Consider the following 18,977-nt stretch of genomic DNA (forward strand, 5'->3'; position numbering starts at 1 on the left):
TAATGGAGCCTGCGAGCTCGTTACTGTTATCGAAGGCGCCAGGGCGCCGACGACGAAAATCGCAATGGCGACCCCGTTAACATAGGTCGCCGTCAGTTTCGTCCTCTCGTTGCGGACGAGGTTTCCCATATCAATCGTCGTCTTCGCCGTGACCGGCGATCATCATCGCTTCGAAAGCAAGCCGCTCGGTCTTGCGCATGCGCTCCGATTCCGACTTGAGCTGCCCGCAGGCGGCAAGGATATCGCGGCCGCGCGGCGTGCGGATCGGCGATGCATAGCCGGCCTGGTTGATGAAGTCGGCGAATTTCTCGATCGTCGCCCAGTCCGAACACTGGTAGTTGGTACCCGGCCACGGGTTGAACGGGATGAGGTTGATCTTCGCCGGAATGCCCTTGAGCAGCTGCACCATCAGCTTGGCATCCTCCAGGCTGTCGTTGACATCCTTCAGCATCACATATTCGAAGGTGATGCGGCGGGCATTCGACAGGCTCGGATATTTGCGGCAGGCTTCGAGCAGCTCCTTCAGCGGGTATTTCTTGTTGATCGGAACCAGCATGTCACGCAGCTCGTCGCGCACAGCATGCAGCGAGATTGCCAGCATAACGCCGATTTCCTCGCCTGTGCGGTAGATTTCCGGCACCACGCCGGATGTCGACAGCGTCACGCGACGCTTCGACAAAGACAGGCCATCGCCATCGGTCGCGATCAGGAGCGCGGTCTTGACGCTATCGAAATTATAGAGCGGCTCACCCATGCCCATCATCACGATATTCGTGACCTTGCGCTCGCCGGTCGGCACGAAGGCGCCGGGCGGCGTGTCCGCGCCGGGGAAATCACCAAGCCGGTCGCGTGCCAGAAGCAGCTGCGAGAGAATTTCCTCCGCCGTCAGATTGCGCACCAGCTTCTGCGTGCCGGTGTGACAGAAGGAACAGGTCAGCGTGCAGCCGACTTGGCTCGATATGCACAGCGTCCCGCGGCCTTCCTCGGGAATATAGACGGTCTCGATCTCGACCGGGCGGCCGGCACCGCGCGAGGGAAAGCGCAGCAGCCATTTGCGGGTACCGTCATTGGAAATCTGCTCCTCGACGACTTCCGGCCGGGCGATGGTGAAATGCTCCTTCAGCATCTCGCGCATGTCCTTGGCGACATTGGTCATCTGATCGAAATCGGAGACGCCGCGGATATAGAGCCAGTGCCACAGCTGGTTGACGCGCATGCGCAACTGCTTTTCCGGCACGCCCTTCTCATGCAGCGCCTTTGCCATTTCAGGCCGCGTCAGGCCGATCAGCGACGGCTTGGTGCTGAAAAGATCGGGATTGGCGACCAGTGGCTTCTTGGCAATGGTGCCGGCATCGAGCGTCGCGGAAACCGACATGTCTTTCATCCTGTCCATAAGATGCCATGGCACCCGTCAAGGTGCATTGCCTGGCATGACTTTCCGTGAATTCCTGTAGGTTCGATCGTCGCCATCCGGCTTGAAAGCCCGGCGCAGAACCAGTGTTGCCGCGGCCTTTAGCATCAAATGGGCGTGACGTCACTACCGTTCAAGAAACCCCTGAAATGCAAAAAGGCCGGGCGAACCGGCCTTCCTTGAGATTTCCGATGCGGACATCGCTTATTTGCAGGTCTCGATCTGCTTCAGTGCCGCCGAAATGCCCTGCAGCGAATAGGTGTAGGATGTCTTGGTGCCACGACCGGACACGGCGCCGACGCTCATGTTGTGGCCGGTCTTCATCGCGTTCACGAGAGCCGGTTCTTCGGCAGCGTTTTCGACCCAGGCTGCCTTGTCCTTGGTGAACATGGTGAAGCTCTTGTTGTCGATCGTCACGATAACCTTGGAATTGGCCTGTAGCGGATATCCCACCATGGCCTGCGGCTCGTAGGACACGCTCTGGCCCGGACGCTGCGACACGATGAAGAAGATGTCGCCGTGGTCGACGCTGGCGGGCTCCTTGGTCGTCGGAACGGAAAGAACGTAGCAGACCGTACTGTTGCCGGACTTGTAGGAATAGGCGCCCCACGCCTTGAATTGCTGGATACGGGTCGGCGTCTGGGCCGAGGCGATGCCTGCGCTTACGAAAGTAAGAGCCAGGGCGAGTGCGACTGTGCGTACGGACATGGTTTCCTGCCGGGTTTGTTATACGTGACGCTTCAACGGTAGAGATTGCCGAAGCGGGCCATGATCTGGTTCATTTTGACTTAATTCTGGTTACCAATCCGTCAACGGCGCGGACCGCATGCGCGCCTGTGGATCAGTGTGCCGTGATCGAGACCTCCTGGAAATCGCGACGGCTGCGGTGCGGGCGACAACACGGTGGGATTGGAGCCAATGACACAAGGATTAGGGCAACAGTTTGTCCTCTTCCAAACTCCCGCAATGACATTAGAATGGCCACATAGATGCGAATCTAGGCTTTTAAATTTGCGTAGTTTGGATGCAGGTTGAGGACAGGGATTATTTTGCGCGCTTGACAAGGGCCGTAGCCGAAGAGCGCGATCAGGCTGCCTTTGGCGTGCTGTTCTATCACTTTGCGCCCCGCCTGAAATCCTGGCTCACCAGCCAGCGCATGCCTGTCGACGAGGCCGAGGAACTGGTCCAAGAGGTGATGACCGTCCTGTGGCACCGTGCCTCGCTCTACGATCCGAACAAATCCTCGCTTTCCACCTGGCTTTTTCGCATCGCACGAAACCGCCGCGTCGATGCTCAGCGGCGCGCCAGGGGCAAGGAAGCCTTCGGCGAACTGGAATGGATGATGATGGAGGCGCACACCAGCGACGCGCTGATCGAAGGTGAGGAACGTGACGCGCGGGTAAGGCTGGCACTCAGCCAGATCCCCGACGAGCAGATGAAACTGGTCCGCGCCGCTTTTTTTCTCGGCCAGACACACGCCGAGATCGCCGCAACCACTGGCCTGCCGCTCGGCACCGTCAAGTCCCGCATCCGGCTTGCCTTTCAGCATCTGCGCCGCAGCCTCGAGGACAACGGCTCCAATTAGGGCACATCCTAAGACAAGCGATGATCAGGCGGGCTTGGCAGCACCGCCAAGATCGGGCTCGTCGGCAAGTGCGCTGTCGGCGGCCTCATAGTGACGGTCCGCGATATGGCCCTGGATCATCCGCAGGGCCGCCGCGAGAACGGCGACATCGTCGGTAAAGCCGATCACCGCAAACATGTCTGGGATGACGTCGAAGGGGAGGACGAAATAGGCAAGTGCGGCAAGCAACACGCCGCGCACCCGCATTGGCGTCATCGGATCGACCGCGCAATAATAGGCGGCGATCAGATCGCGGCCCATCGGTATGTATTTGACGGCTTTCTTCAGCGTCGGCCAGAATCTGGCCCGCACCTGCTTTTCGCGACGCGTCTGCGTGTCCTCGTCGCCGGGCAACAGGATCTCACCGATCTTCACATCGTCCATTCGGCACTCCGTCGTGTTAACCGGCCCAATATGGCGACGAAGCAAGGCATTTCAAAGATGGCGCAGCCACGCCTCGTCCATGATCGCGGCAAGCTTGAAATCCCGATCGGTCAGCTGCTTCTTGGCATGGGTGGTCAGTTTCACATCCACGCGAGAATAGCTGTTGCTCCAGTCGGGATGATGATCGAGCCGCTCTGCCGCCATGGCGCATTCCGTCATGAAGCCGAAAGCACGGGCGAAGGAGGGAAATTTGAAAGATTTGCGGATGGCAGCGCCATCGGCCGAAAGCTCCCAGCCATCAAGGTCAGCCAAGGCCTTGGCCGCCGTCTCGGCGTCGAACAACTCATAGGGCATTGGACTGGCTTCTTCAGAAATAGGTTCTTGCCGTTTCCAGATCGCCGTATTCGTATCCGCCGCTTTCTTCCCTCAGAGAGAATATCTCTTCTGTGACATACGGCCCGCCTCCGACGGATTCCTTCGACGACATAAGCACGAAGCGCGACACGGTGAAAGGTGCGGTATGGAAATTGCCGCGCCCGGAAAGATAGTGAACCACATCGTCAAGGCGGCAATTCTTCAGCCGCGCCAGCGTCACATGCGGCATGAACTTGCGCGGATCCGGCGGCAGGCCGATCCGCTGCTGGCATATCCGCTCGATCTCGCCCTGAAGCGCCAGAAGCTCGGGCGATACCGACACGCCAGCCCAGACCGAATGCGGCTTCTTCGACCCGAAGGATCCGATGCCTGTCAGCTGCGCCTGGAATTCCGGACGGTCGATCCGGTCCAGCCGGTCGACGATCTCGTCGGCCGTGCGGTTGTCGACGTCACCGATGAAGCGGAGCGTGATGTGGTAATTCTCGACGTCGATCCAGCGCGCGCCCGGTATTCCGCCCCTCAGGAGCGACAGGGACATGGCAACATTGCGCGGAACTTCGAGGGCGGTGAAAAGTCTCGGCATAAGCGAACCTCCTCGAATCTCTTGCGAATATCAACAGCGGACCACGCATTGCCGTTCCGCGCAAGTTGTTATTTTGCAGCAGAACGGATCTCCCCGAGAAATGTCTCAACCACGGCGAGGGAATGTTGCACCATGACGGCCACCCCTTTGGCGTTCGGATGCATGCCGTCTTCTAGCTGCATGCCCTTCACGGTCACCACGCCATCCAGAAAGAAAGGATAGAGCGGCACGCCGTATTTCTCGGCGAGGTTCTTGTAGATGGGGTTGAATTTCTCGGCATAGTCTCCGCCCATGTTGGGCGGCGCGAGTATGCCGACAAGCAGGACAGGAATGCCGCGCGCCTTCAGCCGGGCGAGCATCGCATCGAGGTTCTTCTCCGACTGTTCCGGCGCAATGCCGCGCAGCGCGTCATTGGCGCCGAGTTCGAGGATAACCCCATCCGTACCGTCCGGCACCGACCAGTCGATGCGCGACAGGCCACCCGATGTCGTATCGCCGGAAACGCCAGCATTGGTAATCGCGACATTCTCCCCCTTGGCCTTCAAGGCTGCCTCGAGCTGGGCGGTGTAGGATTCCGTCGGCGCCAGCTGGTAGCCGGCCATCAGGCTGTCGCCGAAGCCAACCAGATTGAGCGCCTTTTCCTGGGCTTTTGCCGGAATGGCAATGCCCGCAAGAGAGAGCATGACGATGAATTGAAGGAGGCTTGCTTTAAAACTCACCCTGCGTCTCCTAGATTTCCTGGGCACGACCGCGCTGCAGCAAGGCCGCGCGCAACATGGATATAGGGTTATTCGTTTTGACTGAAACCATTATCACGCTCAAAAATGCCGATCTGACCCTCGGAAACGCAGCCGCTTCCGTCCATGTGCTCAAGGGCATAGACCTGTCCATCAACAAGGGAGAGGCCGTAGGTATCATCGGTCCGTCCGGCTCCGGCAAGTCCACGCTGCTGATGGTGCTTGCCGGGCTCGAAAGGCTCGACAGCGGCGAGATCGTCATCGATGGCGCCCCGCTCCACACATTTTCCGAGGATGTGCTGGCTGAATTCCGCGGCCGCAATATCGGCATCGTCTTCCAGTCCTTCCACCTCATCGCCAACATGACGGCGCTCGAAAACGTCGCCGTTCCGCTGGAACTGGCAGGCAATAGAAACGCCTTCGACATCGCCCGGCGAGAACTGACGGCTGTTGGCCTCGGCGAGCGTCTCAATCACTATCCGGGCCAGCTCTCCGGCGGCGAGCAGCAGCGTGTCGCAATCGCCCGCGCACTCGCCCCCTCTCCCGCTCTTTTGATTGCCGACGAACCGACCGGCAATCTCGACACCGAGACCGGCCGCCAGATCGCCGACCTGCTTTTCGCCAAGCAGGCCGAGCGTGGCATGACCCTGCTTCTCGTCACCCACGACAATTCACTGGCTGCCCGCTGCTCGCGCCAAATCCGTGTCCGCTCCGGCCAGATCGTCGAGGACAGTGCCGCCCGCACCCCTGGCCAGGCAGTATCCGCATGAACGGCGCCGCGGCCCGCCTGTCGATCGCCTTCCGCCTGGCCCTGCGTGAAATGCGCGGCGGGCTTTCCGGCTTCTACATCTTCCTCGCCTGTATAGCGCTTGGCACCGGCGCGATCGCGACCGTCAAATCGGTGGCAAACGCCATTACCGGTGCGATTGCCAATCAGGGCCAGTCGCTGCTGGCCGGCGATATCCGCTTCGAACTGAGAAACCGTGAGGCCAACGACAAGGAGCGCGCCTTCCTCGATAGCCTGGGCAAGGTCAGCGTCTCGACTGGCCTCCGCTCGATGGCGAGAAAGCCCGACGGCTCCGGCCAGGCGCTTGTCGAGGTCAAGGGCGTCGACGACCTCTATCCGCTCTATGGCACCGTTGCGACCACCCCGTCCGAGCCGCTCGAAAAGCTACTGGCGAAGGATGGCGATGCCTATGGCGCGTTGGCGGCTCCATTGCTTCTCGACCGGCTGGGGCTGGCCGTCGGCGACGAGATCCTGCTCGGCAACACCCGGCTTGTCCTGCGCGGCACGGTTGACACCGAACCGGACGCATTGTCGGACGGCTTCGGCTTCGCCCCGCGGCTGATGGTCAGCCGGGATGCCCTGCAGGCGTCCGGCCTGGTCACCATCGGTAGTCTGGTCGAACATGCCTACAAGGTGAAGCTCTCGAACCCGGCAACCCGAACAGCGCTTGCCGCACGCGCCAACAAGGAATTTCCCGATGCGGGCTGGTCCGTCCGCACCAGTGACCGCGCTGCCCCCTCGCTTTCCGAAAATGTCGAGCGCTTCTCGCAGTTCCTCACCCTTGTCGGCCTGACGGCGCTTATCGTCGGTGGCGTCGGCATTGCCAATGCCGTGCGCGCCTTCCTCGATGCCAAGCGCACCACCATTGCCACATTTAAATGCCTGGGCGCCCCCGCCTCGGTCGTCACTCTGATCTATCTCATCCAGATCATGCTGCTGGCGGCGATCGGCATCGTCATCGGCCTTGTTATCGGCGCGATCTCTCCCTTCATAGCCTTCCACTATCTGCAGGGCGTTCTTCCGGTCCCCGCGGGTGGCGCGCTCTATCCGTCAGCACTCGCCGTTGCCGCCGCCTTCGGCATCGTCGTCACCTTCGCCTTCGCCATATTGCCGCTTGGCCATGCGCGCGAAGTGCCGGCAACTGCCCTTTTCCGCGAACAGGGTTTCGAGGCCCGGCGCCTGCCCTCCTGGCCCTATCTGCTTGCGGCCGGTGTGGCACTTGCAGTCCTCGCAGCCCTGGCCATCGTCTGGGCCGAAGACCGTTTCGTCGCCTCGGTCTTCCTCGTTTCGGTGGCCGGAGCATTCCTGCTGTTGCGCGTGGTGGCAGCCGGCATTGCAGCGCTCGCCCGCAGAAGCCCGCGGGTAAACTCCCCCGCACTCAGGCTTGCGATCGGCAATATCCATCGACCCGGCGCGCTGACACCTTCCGTCGTCCTGTCGCTCGGCCTCGGCCTCGCCCTTTTGGTGACGCTGGCGCTCATCGACGGCAATATGCGCAGCCAACTCACCGGCCGCATTGCCGAACAGGCCCCGAACTTCTTCTTCGTCGATATCCAGGGCTCCGAGCGGCAGGGCTTTGTCGATCTGTTGAAGAAACAGGTGCCCGATGGCAGCATCACCGAGGTGCCGATGCTGCGCGGCCGCATCACCCGCTTCAACGACAAGGACGTCAGCCAGATGACCGTGCCGCCCGCCGGTCGATGGGTGCTTCGCGGCGATCGCGGCATAACCTATGACGACAATCTGCCGAAGAATTCATCGCTCACCGAGGGCCAATGGTGGCCGGCCGACTATTCCGGCGAGCCGCTCGTATCCTTCTCCGCACAGGAAGCCGGCGAACTCGGCCTGAAACTCGGCGACACCGTTACCGTCAACGTGCTCGGCCGCAACATCACGGCAAAGATCGCCAATTTCCGCAATGTCGAATGGCGCAATCTGTCGATCAACTTCGTCATGGTCTTTTCGCCCAACACCTTCCGCGGCGCCCCGCATGCGTGGCTCGCGACGCTGACGGAACCGTCGGCGACCGCCGCCCAGGAAGCCGCGATCCTGAAATCCGTCACCGACGCCTATCCGACGATCACCAGCGTCAGGGTCAAGGACGCGATCGATATGATCGACCAGTTGCTCGGCCAGCTGGCAACCGCCATCCGCGCCGCCGCAGCCGTGGCCCTCATCGCATCGGTTCTGGTTCTCGCCGGTGCGCTTGCCGCCGGCAACCGTGCCAGGACCCATGACGCCGTGGTGCTGAAGACGCTCGGCGGCACGCGGACCATGCTGATGCGGGCCTTCGGCTACGAATATTTGATCCTCGGCGGTGCGACAGCCGTCTTTGCCCTGCTGGCGGGCAGCATTTCCGCCTGGTTCGTCGTCACCCGCATCATGCACATGCCCTCGGCTTTCCTGCCCGATGTGGCCGTGATCACCCTTGTTCTATCGCTCGTTTTGACCGTCGGCATCGGCCTGATCGGCACCTGGCGGGTGCTGGGACAGAAAGCGGCACCAGTCCTGCGGGAACTCTGATAAATCATTGGTTGTATTATTGTCGTATTATCGATCAAATTCTCGTCATAAAGTCCCATAGGTTGCCGGATGACGCCCGTTCACGATGTTTTTCATACGACTCACCCCTTGTATGTAAGGCGATCTCGCATCATATTCTTTGGCAGGCTTGCTGAAGCTCCGCAGCGGCGCCCGGGTCTGAAAAGGGGGCCCGACACCGTGAGTAATTCCGGAGCTTAAAGAGGAAACAATGGCTGACTTCAACAACTACCAGAACCGAATGGCGCAGTCCCGCGCACAGTCGGGTGCGATGATCGATCAGGGCCTTCGCGCCTATATGCTGAAGGTCTACAACCTGATGGCGCTCGGTCTGGCAATCACCGGTCTGGCAGCTTACGGCACCTATGCTTTCGCGGTTTCCAACCCGGCTGTTGCACAAGCGCTTTATGGCGGCCCGCTCAAGTGGGTGATCATGCTCGCCCCCGTCGCGCTGGTCTTCTTCCTGAGCTTCCGCATCAATTCGATGAGCGTATCTGCAGCGCAGATGACCTTCTGGGTCTATGCCGCTTTGATGGGCCTGTCGCTGTCGTCGATCTTCCTGGTCTTCACCGGCCAGAGCATCGTACAGACGTTCTTCGTCACCGCAGCTTCGTTCGGCGCGCTGTCGCTTTACGGCTATACGACGAAGAAGAGCCTGTCGGGCTTCGGATCGTTCCTGATCATGGGCCTGTTCGGCCTGATCATCGCCTCGATCGTCAACATCTTCCTGCAGTCTTCTGCAATGGGCTTCGCCATCTCCGTGATCGGCGTGCTGATCTTCGCAGGCCTCACCGCCTACGACACCCAGAAGATCAAGGAAATGTACTGGGAAGGCAACGACTCCACCGCGACCGGCCGCATGGCCATCATGGGTGCGCTGACCCTCTACCTCGACTTCATCAACCTCTTCACCTTCCTGCTGCAGTTCCTCGGCAACCGCAACAACTAAAGCGAAGTGTGATCATTACGGAAAAGGCGGCTCTCGGGCCGCCTTTTTTGTTGCCCACTCATCGGCACCGGCTTGTGACGCTCTGCGTTCCAATAGACGCATAGGCAGGCGCTCCATCTCTGTGAATTTGCGCCACAGGCTTTCCGAAAAGCGATTGCGATTTGCGGGCCCATGCTGTAGCCTCTGGCGAAATCACGCACGTTCACGATTGCACCAGTTGCCGACATGACATTTTCTATCCGTAACGCTACAAGCGCCGACCTTCCGGCAATCACCGAGATCTATCGCGACAGCGTGCTGAACGGCACCGCAAGCTACGAGATCACCCCGCCGGACCTCGACGAGATGACCGGCCGGCATGCGGGTATTGTCGACAAGGGTTATCCCTATATCACAGCCGAGGGCGCGGACGGCACGCTGCTGGGCTATGCCTATGCATCGGCATTCCGCACCCGCCCTGCCTATCGCTGGCTGGTGGAGGATTCGATCTATCTTGCCCCCGCCGCCCGCGGACAGGGGATCGGCAAGGCACTCCTGAAGGAACTGCTTTTCCGCTGCGAGGCGCTCGGTTTTCGCCAGATGGTCGCCGTCATCGGCGGCGCAAGCCCGGCATCGGTTGCCGTCCACGCGAGCCTCGGCTTCGAACTGACCGGCACATTGAAGGGCACCGGCTTCAAGCACGGCAAATGGCTGGATACCGTGCTGATGCAGATCGCGCTTGGCGAGGGCAAGGAGACGGACCCGGATCTGGCGGCTTATCCGGGGAACCTGTTTGTCGGCTGACGCACGCCGCGCGCGGCACCGGTATGAAGGCCCGCATCCCGCCTGACGGCAAGATGAGGTCGGCCCTTCAGTCCACCAGCTTCAACGCCTTGTCGAACACCTTAAGTACCTGCTGCAGCTCATGGCCACGCTTGAGGATCAGCCCGTTCGTATTGATCACGGCATAGGCGCCCTGCTTGGCGGCAAGCTTCGGGTTCTTTTCGATGCGGAAAAGCGGCATTTCTCCGGATCGCTTGAAGATGGAAAACACCGCGCGATCCTTCAGGTGATCGATCGCATAATCCTTCCACTCTCCCTCGCCGACCATGCGGCCATAGATCCAGAGGATGGCGTCGAGTTCTCGTCGGTGAAAGGTCACGGGGATGGGATCGCGGCTTTGTCGATATTCGCTGAGGCTGACGACGACGGTGGGATCCTGCGGCTTAGCGCCTGCTGGCAAATCGGGCTGATCAGCCATCAAAGCTCCAATCGTTATATATCTTTGCCATGACAGTGTGCCCCAGCCGCACAAAAATGCAAGCCCGCTTGGGCATCGGCGCTCTCCGCTGCTGTGACCATGGCGATTTTTTCCTCTGCCCAAATTCGGACAAAACAGCGCCCAAATCGGCAGCCATTGTGCAGATGTTGGTTGGCGCGATTTAGCGCCATTGGCCCGGTTCGGTGCATTGACCCTTACCCCCAGCCCCCCAATGTTTCCGGGCCGGGCCATCCACCAACGATTTCCCGAAAATCCAGAATGCCAGCGCAATGCGCACCATCGCCGCCACAAGCAGTCAGCTTGTGCGCGATCGTTGGGCATCCGTGATTGTCCAGACGATCCTGCCTTATTTGGCGAAAGCGGTCACCGCCTCGGAGCAGGCATGCTCATGAATAGGGAGTTCAGTGTAAGGACGCATCAGGGCGATTGCGGCGCGCCCTGGTCCTTCTTGCGCCCGGCCATCAGCACTGTGGCTCCGATAATGGCTGCCGGTTCGCCGCCGGGCCCGGACGTCTGCAAGAGAACGGCACAGCCATCCTTCTTGTTCGTCCCGAATGCCTTGCCCGGCAAGGTGAGCGTCATCTTCTTGCCGTTCCACATGCCGACCGACTGCACGTCATAGACGCTGTGCCAGTAATCCATGTTCTTGCCGCTGTTTTCGCCCTTCGTCACGTCAACCTGCTGGTGCTTGGTGAAATAGGCGACAACGACATCGGCCTGTCCCTGGCCCTCGCCGATATTGATGTCTATCTCGTCGCCGCGCATTGCCGCCGTCACCGGCACGGTCAGGCCGTGACCAGCCTTTTCAAGCCCGTCGACCTTGCCGTTGATCGCGGAGAGATCCGTACCCTTCACATGCTCGCGGCCATTGATGATCGCCTGCGGTGTGTAGACGCCGGTTCTGCCCAGCGTCTTGGCATAGCCATATTGACGCTCGGTATTTTCCTTGGAGCTGAGAGTATCGGGCCAGCCGAGATAGTTCCAATAATCGACATGGTAGGAGAGAACGACCAGATCGCCCTGAGCAACAAGCTCGCCCAGCGCGTTGTCGGCCGGCGGACAGGATGCGCAGCCCTGAGAGGTAAAGAGTTCGACCACGCCCTTTGGCGCCCGCACTTCCTCCGCCATCGCCGCACCGCAAAACAGCAGGCTCGCAAGGACGACCAGAGCGCGAAAATGGAACGGCATATGTATCGAACCTCTATTTGTCAGGGCAACCGCGAAAATGCGACTACTCTCGGCAATCGAGAAGGGCTGTCGGGTTGGCGGAAAGTAACCATCCACAATTTCAAGAGAAAGTCACGATGGGGTGAAAACGAAAACGTGACCAATAATCGCTTTCTAGTTGAAAGAAAGGACTTTCAACAAACCGTCTACAGGACCTGCATCAGGCCCTGGACGAGATAGACCGCGCCGACGCCTGTTACAACCCAGCGGGTCCATGCGCGAAAATTGGCATCCGTCATCTTCTGCAGGATGCCGTTGCCCGCCAGCGCCCCGAGGATCGCGATCGGTGCCGCGGCCAGCACTGCGATCTGGTCGGTCGTCGGCAGCTTCATCGCCGCATCCCAGTAGAATGCAATCTTGGCGAGATGCGACAGGGTCTGGATCGAGGCCTTGGTAGCGATAACCTTGCGCCGGTCCATCTGGGTGCGGATGAAGAAGATATCGATCGTAGGACCGGCCACACCGACGCTGATATTGAGAAAGCCAGACAGCAGACCGGCAATCAGCGCGTGGGAGGGACGCGATGCGTCGAGCTGCAGCCGCTTGACCGGCAGCCAGACGAGGATCGGCATCAGCCCGATACCGATCAAAACCACGATCAGGCTCGGCGTATAGTCGATGGCAAAAAGCACGGCCGCCGAAACGCCGACACCGATGCACAGGACGCCAAGGATCCGCCAGTCGATATAGGCCCGCGAAAACCAGGCACGCGACCCGTTCGACGTGATCTGGATAACCCCCTGGATCGCGATCGCAGTCCCGACCGGATAGAAAAACAGCAGCAGCCAGAGCAGGATCAGCCCGCCTGCCATTCCGAAAATACCTGAAAGAAGAGACGTCAGGAAAACGGCGACAGCCATTCCGAGGAAAATGATGGGGGACAATGGAGGAATGCCTGCAGGAATTTTACAAATGGAATTTTGTTCAGGGAGACCTGATAAAAACCACCCGCCGGATTTCCCGGCGGGTGGCATAAATCGTTAGGCAGCCAGATCGCGAAGAACCGTCTGCAGAATGCCGCCATTGTTCATGTAGATGACTTCATCGAGCGTATCGATGCGGCAGAGGATGTTGATCTCCTTCACCGTGCCATCGCCATAGGTGATCTTGGCAGTCTTCCATTCGCGCGGCTTGATGTCGCCTTCCAGGCCTTCGATGGTGACGGTCTCGTCGCCCTTGAGATCGAGCGAGGCCCAGGTCGTGCCTTCCTCGAAGACGAAGGGAACGACGCCCATACCGACCAGGTTCGACCGATGGATTCGCTCGAAGGACTGGGCGATCACAGCTTTGACGCCCAGGAGATTGGTGCCCTTAGCAGCCCAGTCACGCGACGAACCGTTGCCGTATTCGACACCGGCGAAGATGACGAGAGGCGTGCCCTCTTCCTTGTACTTCATCGCCGCATCGTAGATCGACATCTCTTCCTTCGACGGATAGTGGATGGTGTAGCCACCTTCCTTGCCGTTCGGGCCGAGCATGTGGTTGCGGATGCGGATATTGGCGAAGGTGCCGCGCATCATCACTTCATGGTTGCCGCGGCGCGTGCCGTACTGGTTGAAGTCGGCAACGGCAACGCCATGCTCGGTGAGATAGGCACCGGCCGGAGAAGCTGCCTTGATCGAACCGGCCGGAGAAATATGGTCGGTGGTGATCTTGTCGCCGAACAGGCCAAGCACGCGGGCACCCTTGATGTCCTTGATGCCGGAGCCCTTTTTACCCATGCCGACGAAATAGGGCGGGTTCTGCACATAGGTCGACTGGTCGTCCCATGCATAGGTCTCACCGTCCGGGATCTGCACGGCCTGCCAGTTCGCATCGCCCTTGAAGACGTCTGCATACTTGGTTTCGAACAGTTCGCGGGTGACGTATTTCTGGATGAACTCCTGCACTTCGGCAGAGGTTGGCCAGACGTCCTTGAGGAAGACGGGGTTGCCGTCGCGATCCTCGCCGAGCGGCTCGGTGGTCAGGTCCTTCTGCACCGTGCCGGCCAGAGCATAGGCAACCACGAGCGGCGGCGACGCCAGGTAGTTAGCCTGCACGTCCGGCGAGATACGGCCTTCGAAGTTGCGGTTGCCGGACAGAACGCCCGAAACGATCAGGCCCTTGTCGTTGATCGTCTTCGAGATCGGCGCCGGCAGCGGACCGGAATTTCCGATGCAGGTCGTGCAGCCGAAACCGACGAGGTTGAAGCCCAGTGCATCGAGATCCTTCTGCAGGCCCGACTTGTCGAGATATTCGGCAACGACCTGGCTTCCCGGTGCAAGCGAAGTCTTGACCCAGGGAGCCGTCTTCAGGCCCTTGGCGACGGCGTTGCGGGCCAGAAGGCCGGCAGCGATCAGCACGCTCGGGTTGGACGTGTTGGTGCACGACGTGATGGCGGCAATCGCCACGTCGCCATGGCCGAGATCGAAGTCGGTGCCTTCGACTGCATAGCGGTTGGAAAGCTGGTCGGGCTTCTTGTATTCGCCGGCGAGCGAAGTGGCAAAACCGGATGCGATGTTTTCCAGCGGGATACGGCCTTCCGGACGCTTCGGGCCGGCCATCGACGGCACGACGTCGTTGAGATCCAGTTCAAGCGTATCGGTGAACACGAGGTCGGAACCGTCATTGTCGCGCCACATGCCCTGCGCCTTCGAATAGGCTTCCACGAGCGCGATGCGCTCCTTGGTGCGGCCGGACATGTTGAGATAGTTGACGGTTTCGGCATCGACCGGGAAGAAGCCGCAGGTCGCGCCGTATTCCGGGCCCATATTGCCGATCGTCGCACGGTCTGCGACCGGCATGTTGTCCATGCCCGGGCCGAAGAATTCGACGAACTTGGACACGACGCCCTTCTTGCGCAGCATCTGCACGACGGTGAGAACGAGGTCGGTCGCAGTGACGCCTTCCTTCAGCTTGCCGGTCAGCTTGAAGCCGATGACCTCAGGCAGAAGCATGGAAACGGGCTGGCCGAGCATCGAGGCTTCCGCTTCGATCCCGCCGACACCCCAGCCCAGGACGCCGAGACCGTTGATCATCGTCGTATGGCTGTCGGTACCGACGCAGGTATCCGGATAAGCGGTGGTTTCGCCGTCTTCCTCGTTGGTCCAGACCGTCTGGCCGAGATATTCGAAATTCACCTGGTGGCAGATGCCCGTACCGGGCGGAACCACGCGAAAGTTCTTGAATGCCTGCTGGCCCCACTTGAGGAAGCGGTAGCGCTCGCCATTACGCTGGTACTCCAGCTCCACGTTGCGGGCAAAGGCAGTGGGCGTGCCGAATTCGTCGACGATGACCGAGTGGTCGATGACGAGGTCGACGGGAACGAGCGGATTGATCTTTTCCGGATCGCCGCCGAGCGACTTGATGCCGTCACGCATGGCGGCAAGGTCGACGACGGCAGGAACGCCGGTAAAGTCCTGCATCAGCACACGGGCCGGGCGATAGGCGATTTCCGCCTCGGTCAGACCCTTGTTGTTCAGCCATTCGGCCACCGACAGGATCTGCTCCTTGGTGACGGACTGGCCGTCTTCGAAACGCAGCAGATTTTCGAGCAGAACCTTCATCGAGAAAGGCAGCTTGGAAACGCCCGTAAGGCCGTTCGCTTCGGCCTTCGGAAGGCTGTAATAGACATAGTCCTTACCGCCTACGGTAAGGACGGAACGACATTGAAAGCTATCGATAGATTTGGTCACGGATTAGAACCCCGCTGATATCAAGAGCCAACACGCGCGTGCGGACACCTATGCATTCAGAAATGCACGATAGGATGCGGGTGCGACCATTTCCGCTGTCCGCACGAGAAGATTTTCATCTTCAGGTCCGGCGCTAGGTGGAAGTCACGCCGGCCGCTGGCGTGGTTGCCATCTATATAGATAGTTTCTAAGAAGCCTTCCAGACACTTTGTCGCAGGTCACGAAAGATTTTTTGCGACTAGATGATTGAAAACTTAAACAAGGTCCAAACGATGCGACTGACGGCCGAAGGTTTGAGCGCCAGGCGCGGTGAAGACCTGATTTTCAAGGATATTTCCTTCGTGCTGGACGGTGGCGAGAGCCTCGTTCTGACCGGCCGCAACGGTTCGGGAAAGTCGACGCTGCTGCGCACCGTGGCGGGATTGCTGCAGCCGGAGGAAGGTCGCGTCACCTGGACGTCGGACGGCGCCGATCCGGACATGCGTGCCGCCGAGGCATGCCATTATCTCGGCCACCGCAACGCCATGAAGGCCGAACTTTCGGTGTTTGAAAACCTCTCCTTCTGGCAGGATTTCCTCGGCAATTTCCGCGGCGGCGAGGGCCTGACCATCGGCGAGGCGGCCGAGCATGTGGGGCTCAGCGAGATCACCCACCTGCCCTTCGGCTATCTCTCCGCCGGTCAGCAGCGTCGCATGGCCTTCGCCAAGCTTCTCGTCGCATGGCGCCCGGTCTGGATCCTCGACGAACCGACGGCGGCCCTTGATGTCAGTGCCGAAGAAGTGTTCACCACCCTGATCAAGCACCACCTCTCCACCGGCGGCATCGTGCTCGCCGCCACCCACCAGCCACTCGGCCTGGAGGACGCCAAGCAGTTGAAGATGACCGGCTTCGCCGGTGTGATGGAGGATGTGTGGTGATGGCTGATCGTACCAACACCCCCTCTGGCCTGCCGGCCATCTCCCCCACAAGGGGGGAGAGGACTCGAGGCGACCGCCGGCTTCAATTGATTCTCGATGATGCGGCCGGGTTAAGCCCTCCCCCTTGTGGGGGTCCGAAGGACAGGTTGAGACACCAGTCTCAACCCTGGCATGGTTGGGAGGGGTCTTCGCCAAAGGTGGAAGGTGCGCATCCATGACAGCCCTCCTCCTCCGCGACCTGAAACTTTCGGTGCGTGCCGGCGGTGGCGCATTGATCGGCGTGCTGTTCTTCCTGACGGTCGTCGCCGTCATTCCCTTCGGCGTCGGCCCGGACCTCAACCTTCTGTCGCGCATCGGCCCGGCCATCGTCTGGATCGGAGCCCTGCTCTCGGCCTTGCTCGGCCTCGACCGCATGTTCCAGACCGATCGGGAGGATGGTTCGCTCGATCTGCTGCTGATGCAGGAACACCCGCTGGTACTGACCGTACTGGTCAAATGCCTCGCCCACTGGCTGGGCAACGGCCTGCCTCTGGTCATCGCCTCGCCGCTTCTTGGCCTGTTCATGAACATGAGCGAGGTCGCGATCGGTGCCACCATGCTGACGCTTCTCGTCGGCACGCCGGCTTTGACCTTCATCGGCGCAGTCGGCGCCGCCGTTGCCGTCGCCCTTCCCCGTGGCGGCCTGCTTGTCTCGATCCTCGTCCTGCCGCTGGCAATTCCCGTCCTGATCTTCGGTGTCAGCGCGTCTTACGCGGCGGTCGAAGATCCCGCCCCCTTCATGCCGCCTTTTCTGATATTGGTGGCCATCACGATGTTTTTTGCGGTGATCGGTCCAATCGGCGCGGCACTCGCTTTGCGAAACACGGCCGATTGATTAGAATCATTCTCGAAAACGCGCTATCCGGTTAGAAAGTACCATGCCAGAAAGTATCGCCATCACGAAATTCTCCGACCTCGCGAACCCGACGCGGTTCCTGAGCCTGGCGGCGCGCCTCCTGCCCTGGATGGCCGCGGTGACAGCGATCCTTTTTGCGGTCGGCCTCTACCTCAGCTTCACCACCGAAGGTGATTACCAGCAGGGGATGACGGTGCGGATCATGTATATCCACGTGCCGGCCGCCTGGCTGTCGATGATGTGCTACACGGTCATGGCCGTCTCGGCGATCGGCACGCTCGTCTGGCGCCACCCGCTGGCCGACGTTTCCCACAAGTCCGCCGCTCCGATCGGCGCGGCCTTTACTCTGATCGCGCTTGCCACCGGTTCGCTCTGGGGCAAGCCGATGTGGGGCACATGGTGGGTCTGGGATGCGCGATTGACTTCGGTTTTCGTGCTGTTCCTGATGTATCTCGGTCTGATCGCACTCAACCGGGCCTTCGACGACCCCGGCCGTGCGGCCCGCGTCTCCTCGGTCCTAATCCTCATCGGCTTCGTCAACATCCCGATCATCAAGTTCTCGGTCGACTGGTGGAACACGCTGCATCAGCCGGCCAGCATCATTCGCATGGGTGGCCCGACGATCGACAAGGAATTCCTCTGGCCGCTGCTCATCATGGCGCTTGCCTCGACGCTGTTGTTCTTCACCCTTCATATCGCGGCGATGCGAAACGAGATCTGGCGCCGTCGCGTCACCGCCCAGCGCCGTCTGGCCGCCCGCATGGCCGGTCGCAAGGCCGCGAAGGAGGCGTAACATGACCCATGCTTTCTATATCGACACCGCCTATGCAGTCGCGGGCGTCATCACGCTCTGTCTGATTGCCTGGGTCTGGCTCGATGGTCGCGCCCGGCAGAAAGAGCTGGCCGAACTGGAAGCCTCCGGCATCCGTCGCCGCTCGGCCCGACCCGCGGCCCCGTCCGAAACCGGAGGACAGGCATGAGCGCGCAAACCGAAGACGCCAATCTCAAGCCGACCCGCAACCGCGCCCGCTATGCGCTGGCGCTCATACCGCTCCTGGTATTCGCGGGCTTTGCCGCTATCGCCGGCAAGATGCTCTACGATCAGGATGTCAACGGCCTCGACGCCTCGGCCATCCCGTCGGCCCTGATCGGCAAGACCGCGCCGTCGCTCGCGCTACCGCCGCTGGAAGGCTCCAACCTGCCGGCGCTGACGGATTCGGCGATCAAGGGCAAGCTGACGCTGGTCAATGTCTTCGCCTCCTGGTGCATTCCCTGCCGCCAGGAACATCCGGTTCTGAAGCAGCTCGCCACCGATAGCCGGCTCAATATCGTCGGCATCAACTACAAGGATCGCAGCGACAATGCCCTGCGCTTCCTGGGTGAACTCGGAAACCCCTATAAGGCCGTTGGTGTCGATCCGAACGGCAAGGCCGCCATCGACTGGGGCGTCTACGGTATTCCGGAAAGCTATCTCGTCGGCCCCGACGGCACGATCCTCTACAAGAAGGTTGGCCCGTTCGACGATCGCAGCCTGACCGAGGAACTTCTTCCCGCAATCGAGAAAGCTTCGGGCGAAAAAACGTCAGACGCAGCCAAGAGCTGACCGGATGTA

20 protein-coding genes are annotated in these 18,977 nt (G+C 60.5%); 10 read left to right on the forward strand and 10 right to left on the reverse strand.

Annotation, left to right across the window (positions count from 1 at the left end; all coding sequences use genetic code 11):
• Positions 1-130 precede the first annotated feature (130 nt).
• Positions 131-1,375 (reverse strand): dual-specificity RNA methyltransferase RlmN, encoded by a 1,245-nt coding sequence (gene rlmN, locus NCHU2750_RS17445; RefSeq protein WP_119941659.1) that lies wholly within the window; start codon positions 1,373-1,375, stop codon positions 131-133.
• 240 nt (positions 1,376-1,615) lie between these two features.
• The gene (locus NCHU2750_RS17450; RefSeq protein WP_119941660.1) at positions 1,616-2,119 is read right to left on the reverse strand and encodes an invasion associated locus B family protein; all 504 of its coding nucleotides are present in this window, start codon (positions 2,117-2,119) and stop codon (positions 1,616-1,618) included.
• Between the two features lie 316 nt (positions 2,120-2,435).
• On the opposite strand from NCHU2750_RS17450, the gene NCHU2750_RS17455 reads away from it, so the two are divergent.
• Complete coding sequence (locus NCHU2750_RS17455; protein WP_119941661.1) at positions 2,436-2,996, forward strand: sigma-70 family RNA polymerase sigma factor; 561 nt, start codon at positions 2,436-2,438, stop codon at positions 2,994-2,996.
• Positions 2,997-3,020: 24 nt separating this feature from the next.
• Here the strand turns inward: NCHU2750_RS17455 and NCHU2750_RS17460 are convergent, their stop codons facing one another.
• From NCHU2750_RS17460 to NCHU2750_RS17475, 4 genes are all read right to left on the reverse strand, one after another.
• Positions 3,021-3,419: a YkvA family protein gene (locus NCHU2750_RS17460; RefSeq protein ID WP_119941662.1), complete on the reverse strand. Its 399-nt coding sequence runs from the start codon at positions 3,417-3,419 to the stop codon at positions 3,021-3,023.
• Between the two features lie 51 nt (positions 3,420-3,470).
• The gene (locus tag NCHU2750_RS17465; protein ID WP_119941663.1) at positions 3,471-3,773 is read right to left on the reverse strand and encodes a 4a-hydroxytetrahydrobiopterin dehydratase; all 303 of its coding nucleotides are present in this window, start codon (positions 3,771-3,773) and stop codon (positions 3,471-3,473) included.
• A 13-nt stretch (positions 3,774-3,786) separates the two neighbouring features.
• A complete protein-coding gene (gene thpR, locus NCHU2750_RS17470; RefSeq protein WP_119941664.1) occupies positions 3,787-4,377 on the reverse strand; it encodes an RNA 2',3'-cyclic phosphodiesterase in 591 nt (196 codons plus the stop codon).
• Positions 4,378-4,445: 68 nt separating this feature from the next.
• On the reverse strand, positions 4,446-5,096 hold the full coding sequence (locus NCHU2750_RS17475) for an arylesterase (protein ID WP_502703800.1): 651 nt from the start codon (positions 5,094-5,096) through the stop codon (positions 4,446-4,448).
• A gap of 77 nt (positions 5,097-5,173) precedes the next feature.
• Here NCHU2750_RS17475 and NCHU2750_RS17480 point away from each other — a divergent pair, with 77 nt between their 5' ends.
• The 4 genes from NCHU2750_RS17480 (at position 5,174) to NCHU2750_RS17495 (ending at position 10,174) form a co-directional block, all read left to right on the forward strand.
• The gene (locus NCHU2750_RS17480; RefSeq protein WP_119941665.1) at positions 5,174-5,884 is read left to right on the forward strand and encodes an ABC transporter ATP-binding protein; all 711 of its coding nucleotides are present in this window, start codon (positions 5,174-5,176) and stop codon (positions 5,882-5,884) included.
• On the forward strand, positions 5,881-8,424 hold the full coding sequence (locus NCHU2750_RS17485; RefSeq protein WP_119941666.1) for an ABC transporter permease: 2,544 nt from the start codon (positions 5,881-5,883) through the stop codon (positions 8,422-8,424). Before NCHU2750_RS17480 ends, NCHU2750_RS17485 begins: the two co-directional genes overlap by 4 nt.
• A 229-nt stretch (positions 8,425-8,653) precedes the next feature.
• Complete coding sequence (locus NCHU2750_RS17490; protein WP_119941667.1) at positions 8,654-9,391, forward strand: Bax inhibitor-1/YccA family protein; 738 nt, start codon at positions 8,654-8,656, stop codon at positions 9,389-9,391.
• Between the two features lie 225 nt (positions 9,392-9,616).
• Positions 9,617-10,174: a GNAT family N-acetyltransferase gene (locus NCHU2750_RS17495; protein ID WP_119941668.1), complete on the forward strand. Its 558-nt coding sequence runs from the start codon at positions 9,617-9,619 to the stop codon at positions 10,172-10,174.
• A gap of 67 nt (positions 10,175-10,241) precedes the next feature.
• On the opposite strand, the gene NCHU2750_RS17500 is transcribed toward NCHU2750_RS17495, so the two are convergent.
• From NCHU2750_RS17500 to acnA, 4 genes are all read right to left on the reverse strand, one after another.
• Positions 10,242-10,631: a DUF2794 domain-containing protein gene (locus NCHU2750_RS17500; RefSeq protein WP_119941669.1), complete on the reverse strand. Its 390-nt coding sequence runs from the start codon at positions 10,629-10,631 to the stop codon at positions 10,242-10,244.
• A gap of 438 nt (positions 10,632-11,069) precedes the next feature.
• Positions 11,070-11,840, reverse strand: a complete 771-nt coding sequence (locus NCHU2750_RS17505) for a DUF1223 domain-containing protein (RefSeq protein WP_119941670.1) — start codon at positions 11,838-11,840, stop codon at positions 11,070-11,072.
• Positions 11,841-12,025: 185 nt separating this feature from the next.
• Positions 12,026-12,763: a sulfite exporter TauE/SafE family protein gene (locus NCHU2750_RS17510; protein WP_205583862.1), complete on the reverse strand. Its 738-nt coding sequence runs from the start codon at positions 12,761-12,763 to the stop codon at positions 12,026-12,028.
• A 96-nt stretch (positions 12,764-12,859) separates the two neighbouring features.
• Complete coding sequence (gene acnA / locus NCHU2750_RS17515; RefSeq protein WP_119941673.1) at positions 12,860-15,553, reverse strand: aconitate hydratase AcnA; 2,694 nt, start codon at positions 15,551-15,553, stop codon at positions 12,860-12,862.
• A 272-nt stretch (positions 15,554-15,825) separates the two neighbouring features.
• On the opposite strand from acnA, the gene ccmA reads away from it, so the two are divergent.
• From ccmA to NCHU2750_RS17540, 5 genes are all read left to right on the forward strand, one after another.
• Positions 15,826-16,470: a heme ABC exporter ATP-binding protein CcmA gene (ccmA, locus tag NCHU2750_RS17520; protein WP_119941675.1), complete on the forward strand. Its 645-nt coding sequence runs from the start codon at positions 15,826-15,828 to the stop codon at positions 16,468-16,470.
• A gap of 214 nt (positions 16,471-16,684) precedes the next feature.
• Positions 16,685-17,344 carry a heme exporter protein CcmB gene (gene ccmB / locus NCHU2750_RS17525; RefSeq protein WP_119941677.1) on the forward strand — a complete coding sequence of 220 codons (660 nt, stop codon included), beginning with the start codon at positions 16,685-16,687 and terminating at the stop codon, positions 17,342-17,344.
• Between the two features lie 43 nt (positions 17,345-17,387).
• Positions 17,388-18,158 carry a heme ABC transporter permease gene (locus NCHU2750_RS17530; protein WP_119941679.1) on the forward strand — a complete coding sequence of 257 codons (771 nt, stop codon included), beginning with the start codon at positions 17,388-17,390 and terminating at the stop codon, positions 18,156-18,158.
• A gap of 1 nt (position 18,159) precedes the next feature.
• Positions 18,160-18,345 (forward strand): heme exporter protein CcmD, encoded by a 186-nt coding sequence (ccmD, locus tag NCHU2750_RS17535; protein ID WP_119941681.1) that lies wholly within the window; start codon positions 18,160-18,162, stop codon positions 18,343-18,345.
• On the forward strand, positions 18,342-18,968 hold the full coding sequence (locus NCHU2750_RS17540; protein WP_119941683.1) for a DsbE family thiol:disulfide interchange protein: 627 nt from the start codon (positions 18,342-18,344) through the stop codon (positions 18,966-18,968). The genes ccmD and NCHU2750_RS17540 overlap by 4 nt, the downstream gene beginning before the upstream one ends.
• Positions 18,969-18,977: the final 9 nt, after the last annotated feature.

Origin of the sequence: Neorhizobium sp. NCHU2750 (genome assembly GCF_003597675.1) — a bacterium.
GTDB lineage: Bacteria > Pseudomonadota > Alphaproteobacteria > Rhizobiales > Rhizobiaceae > Neorhizobium.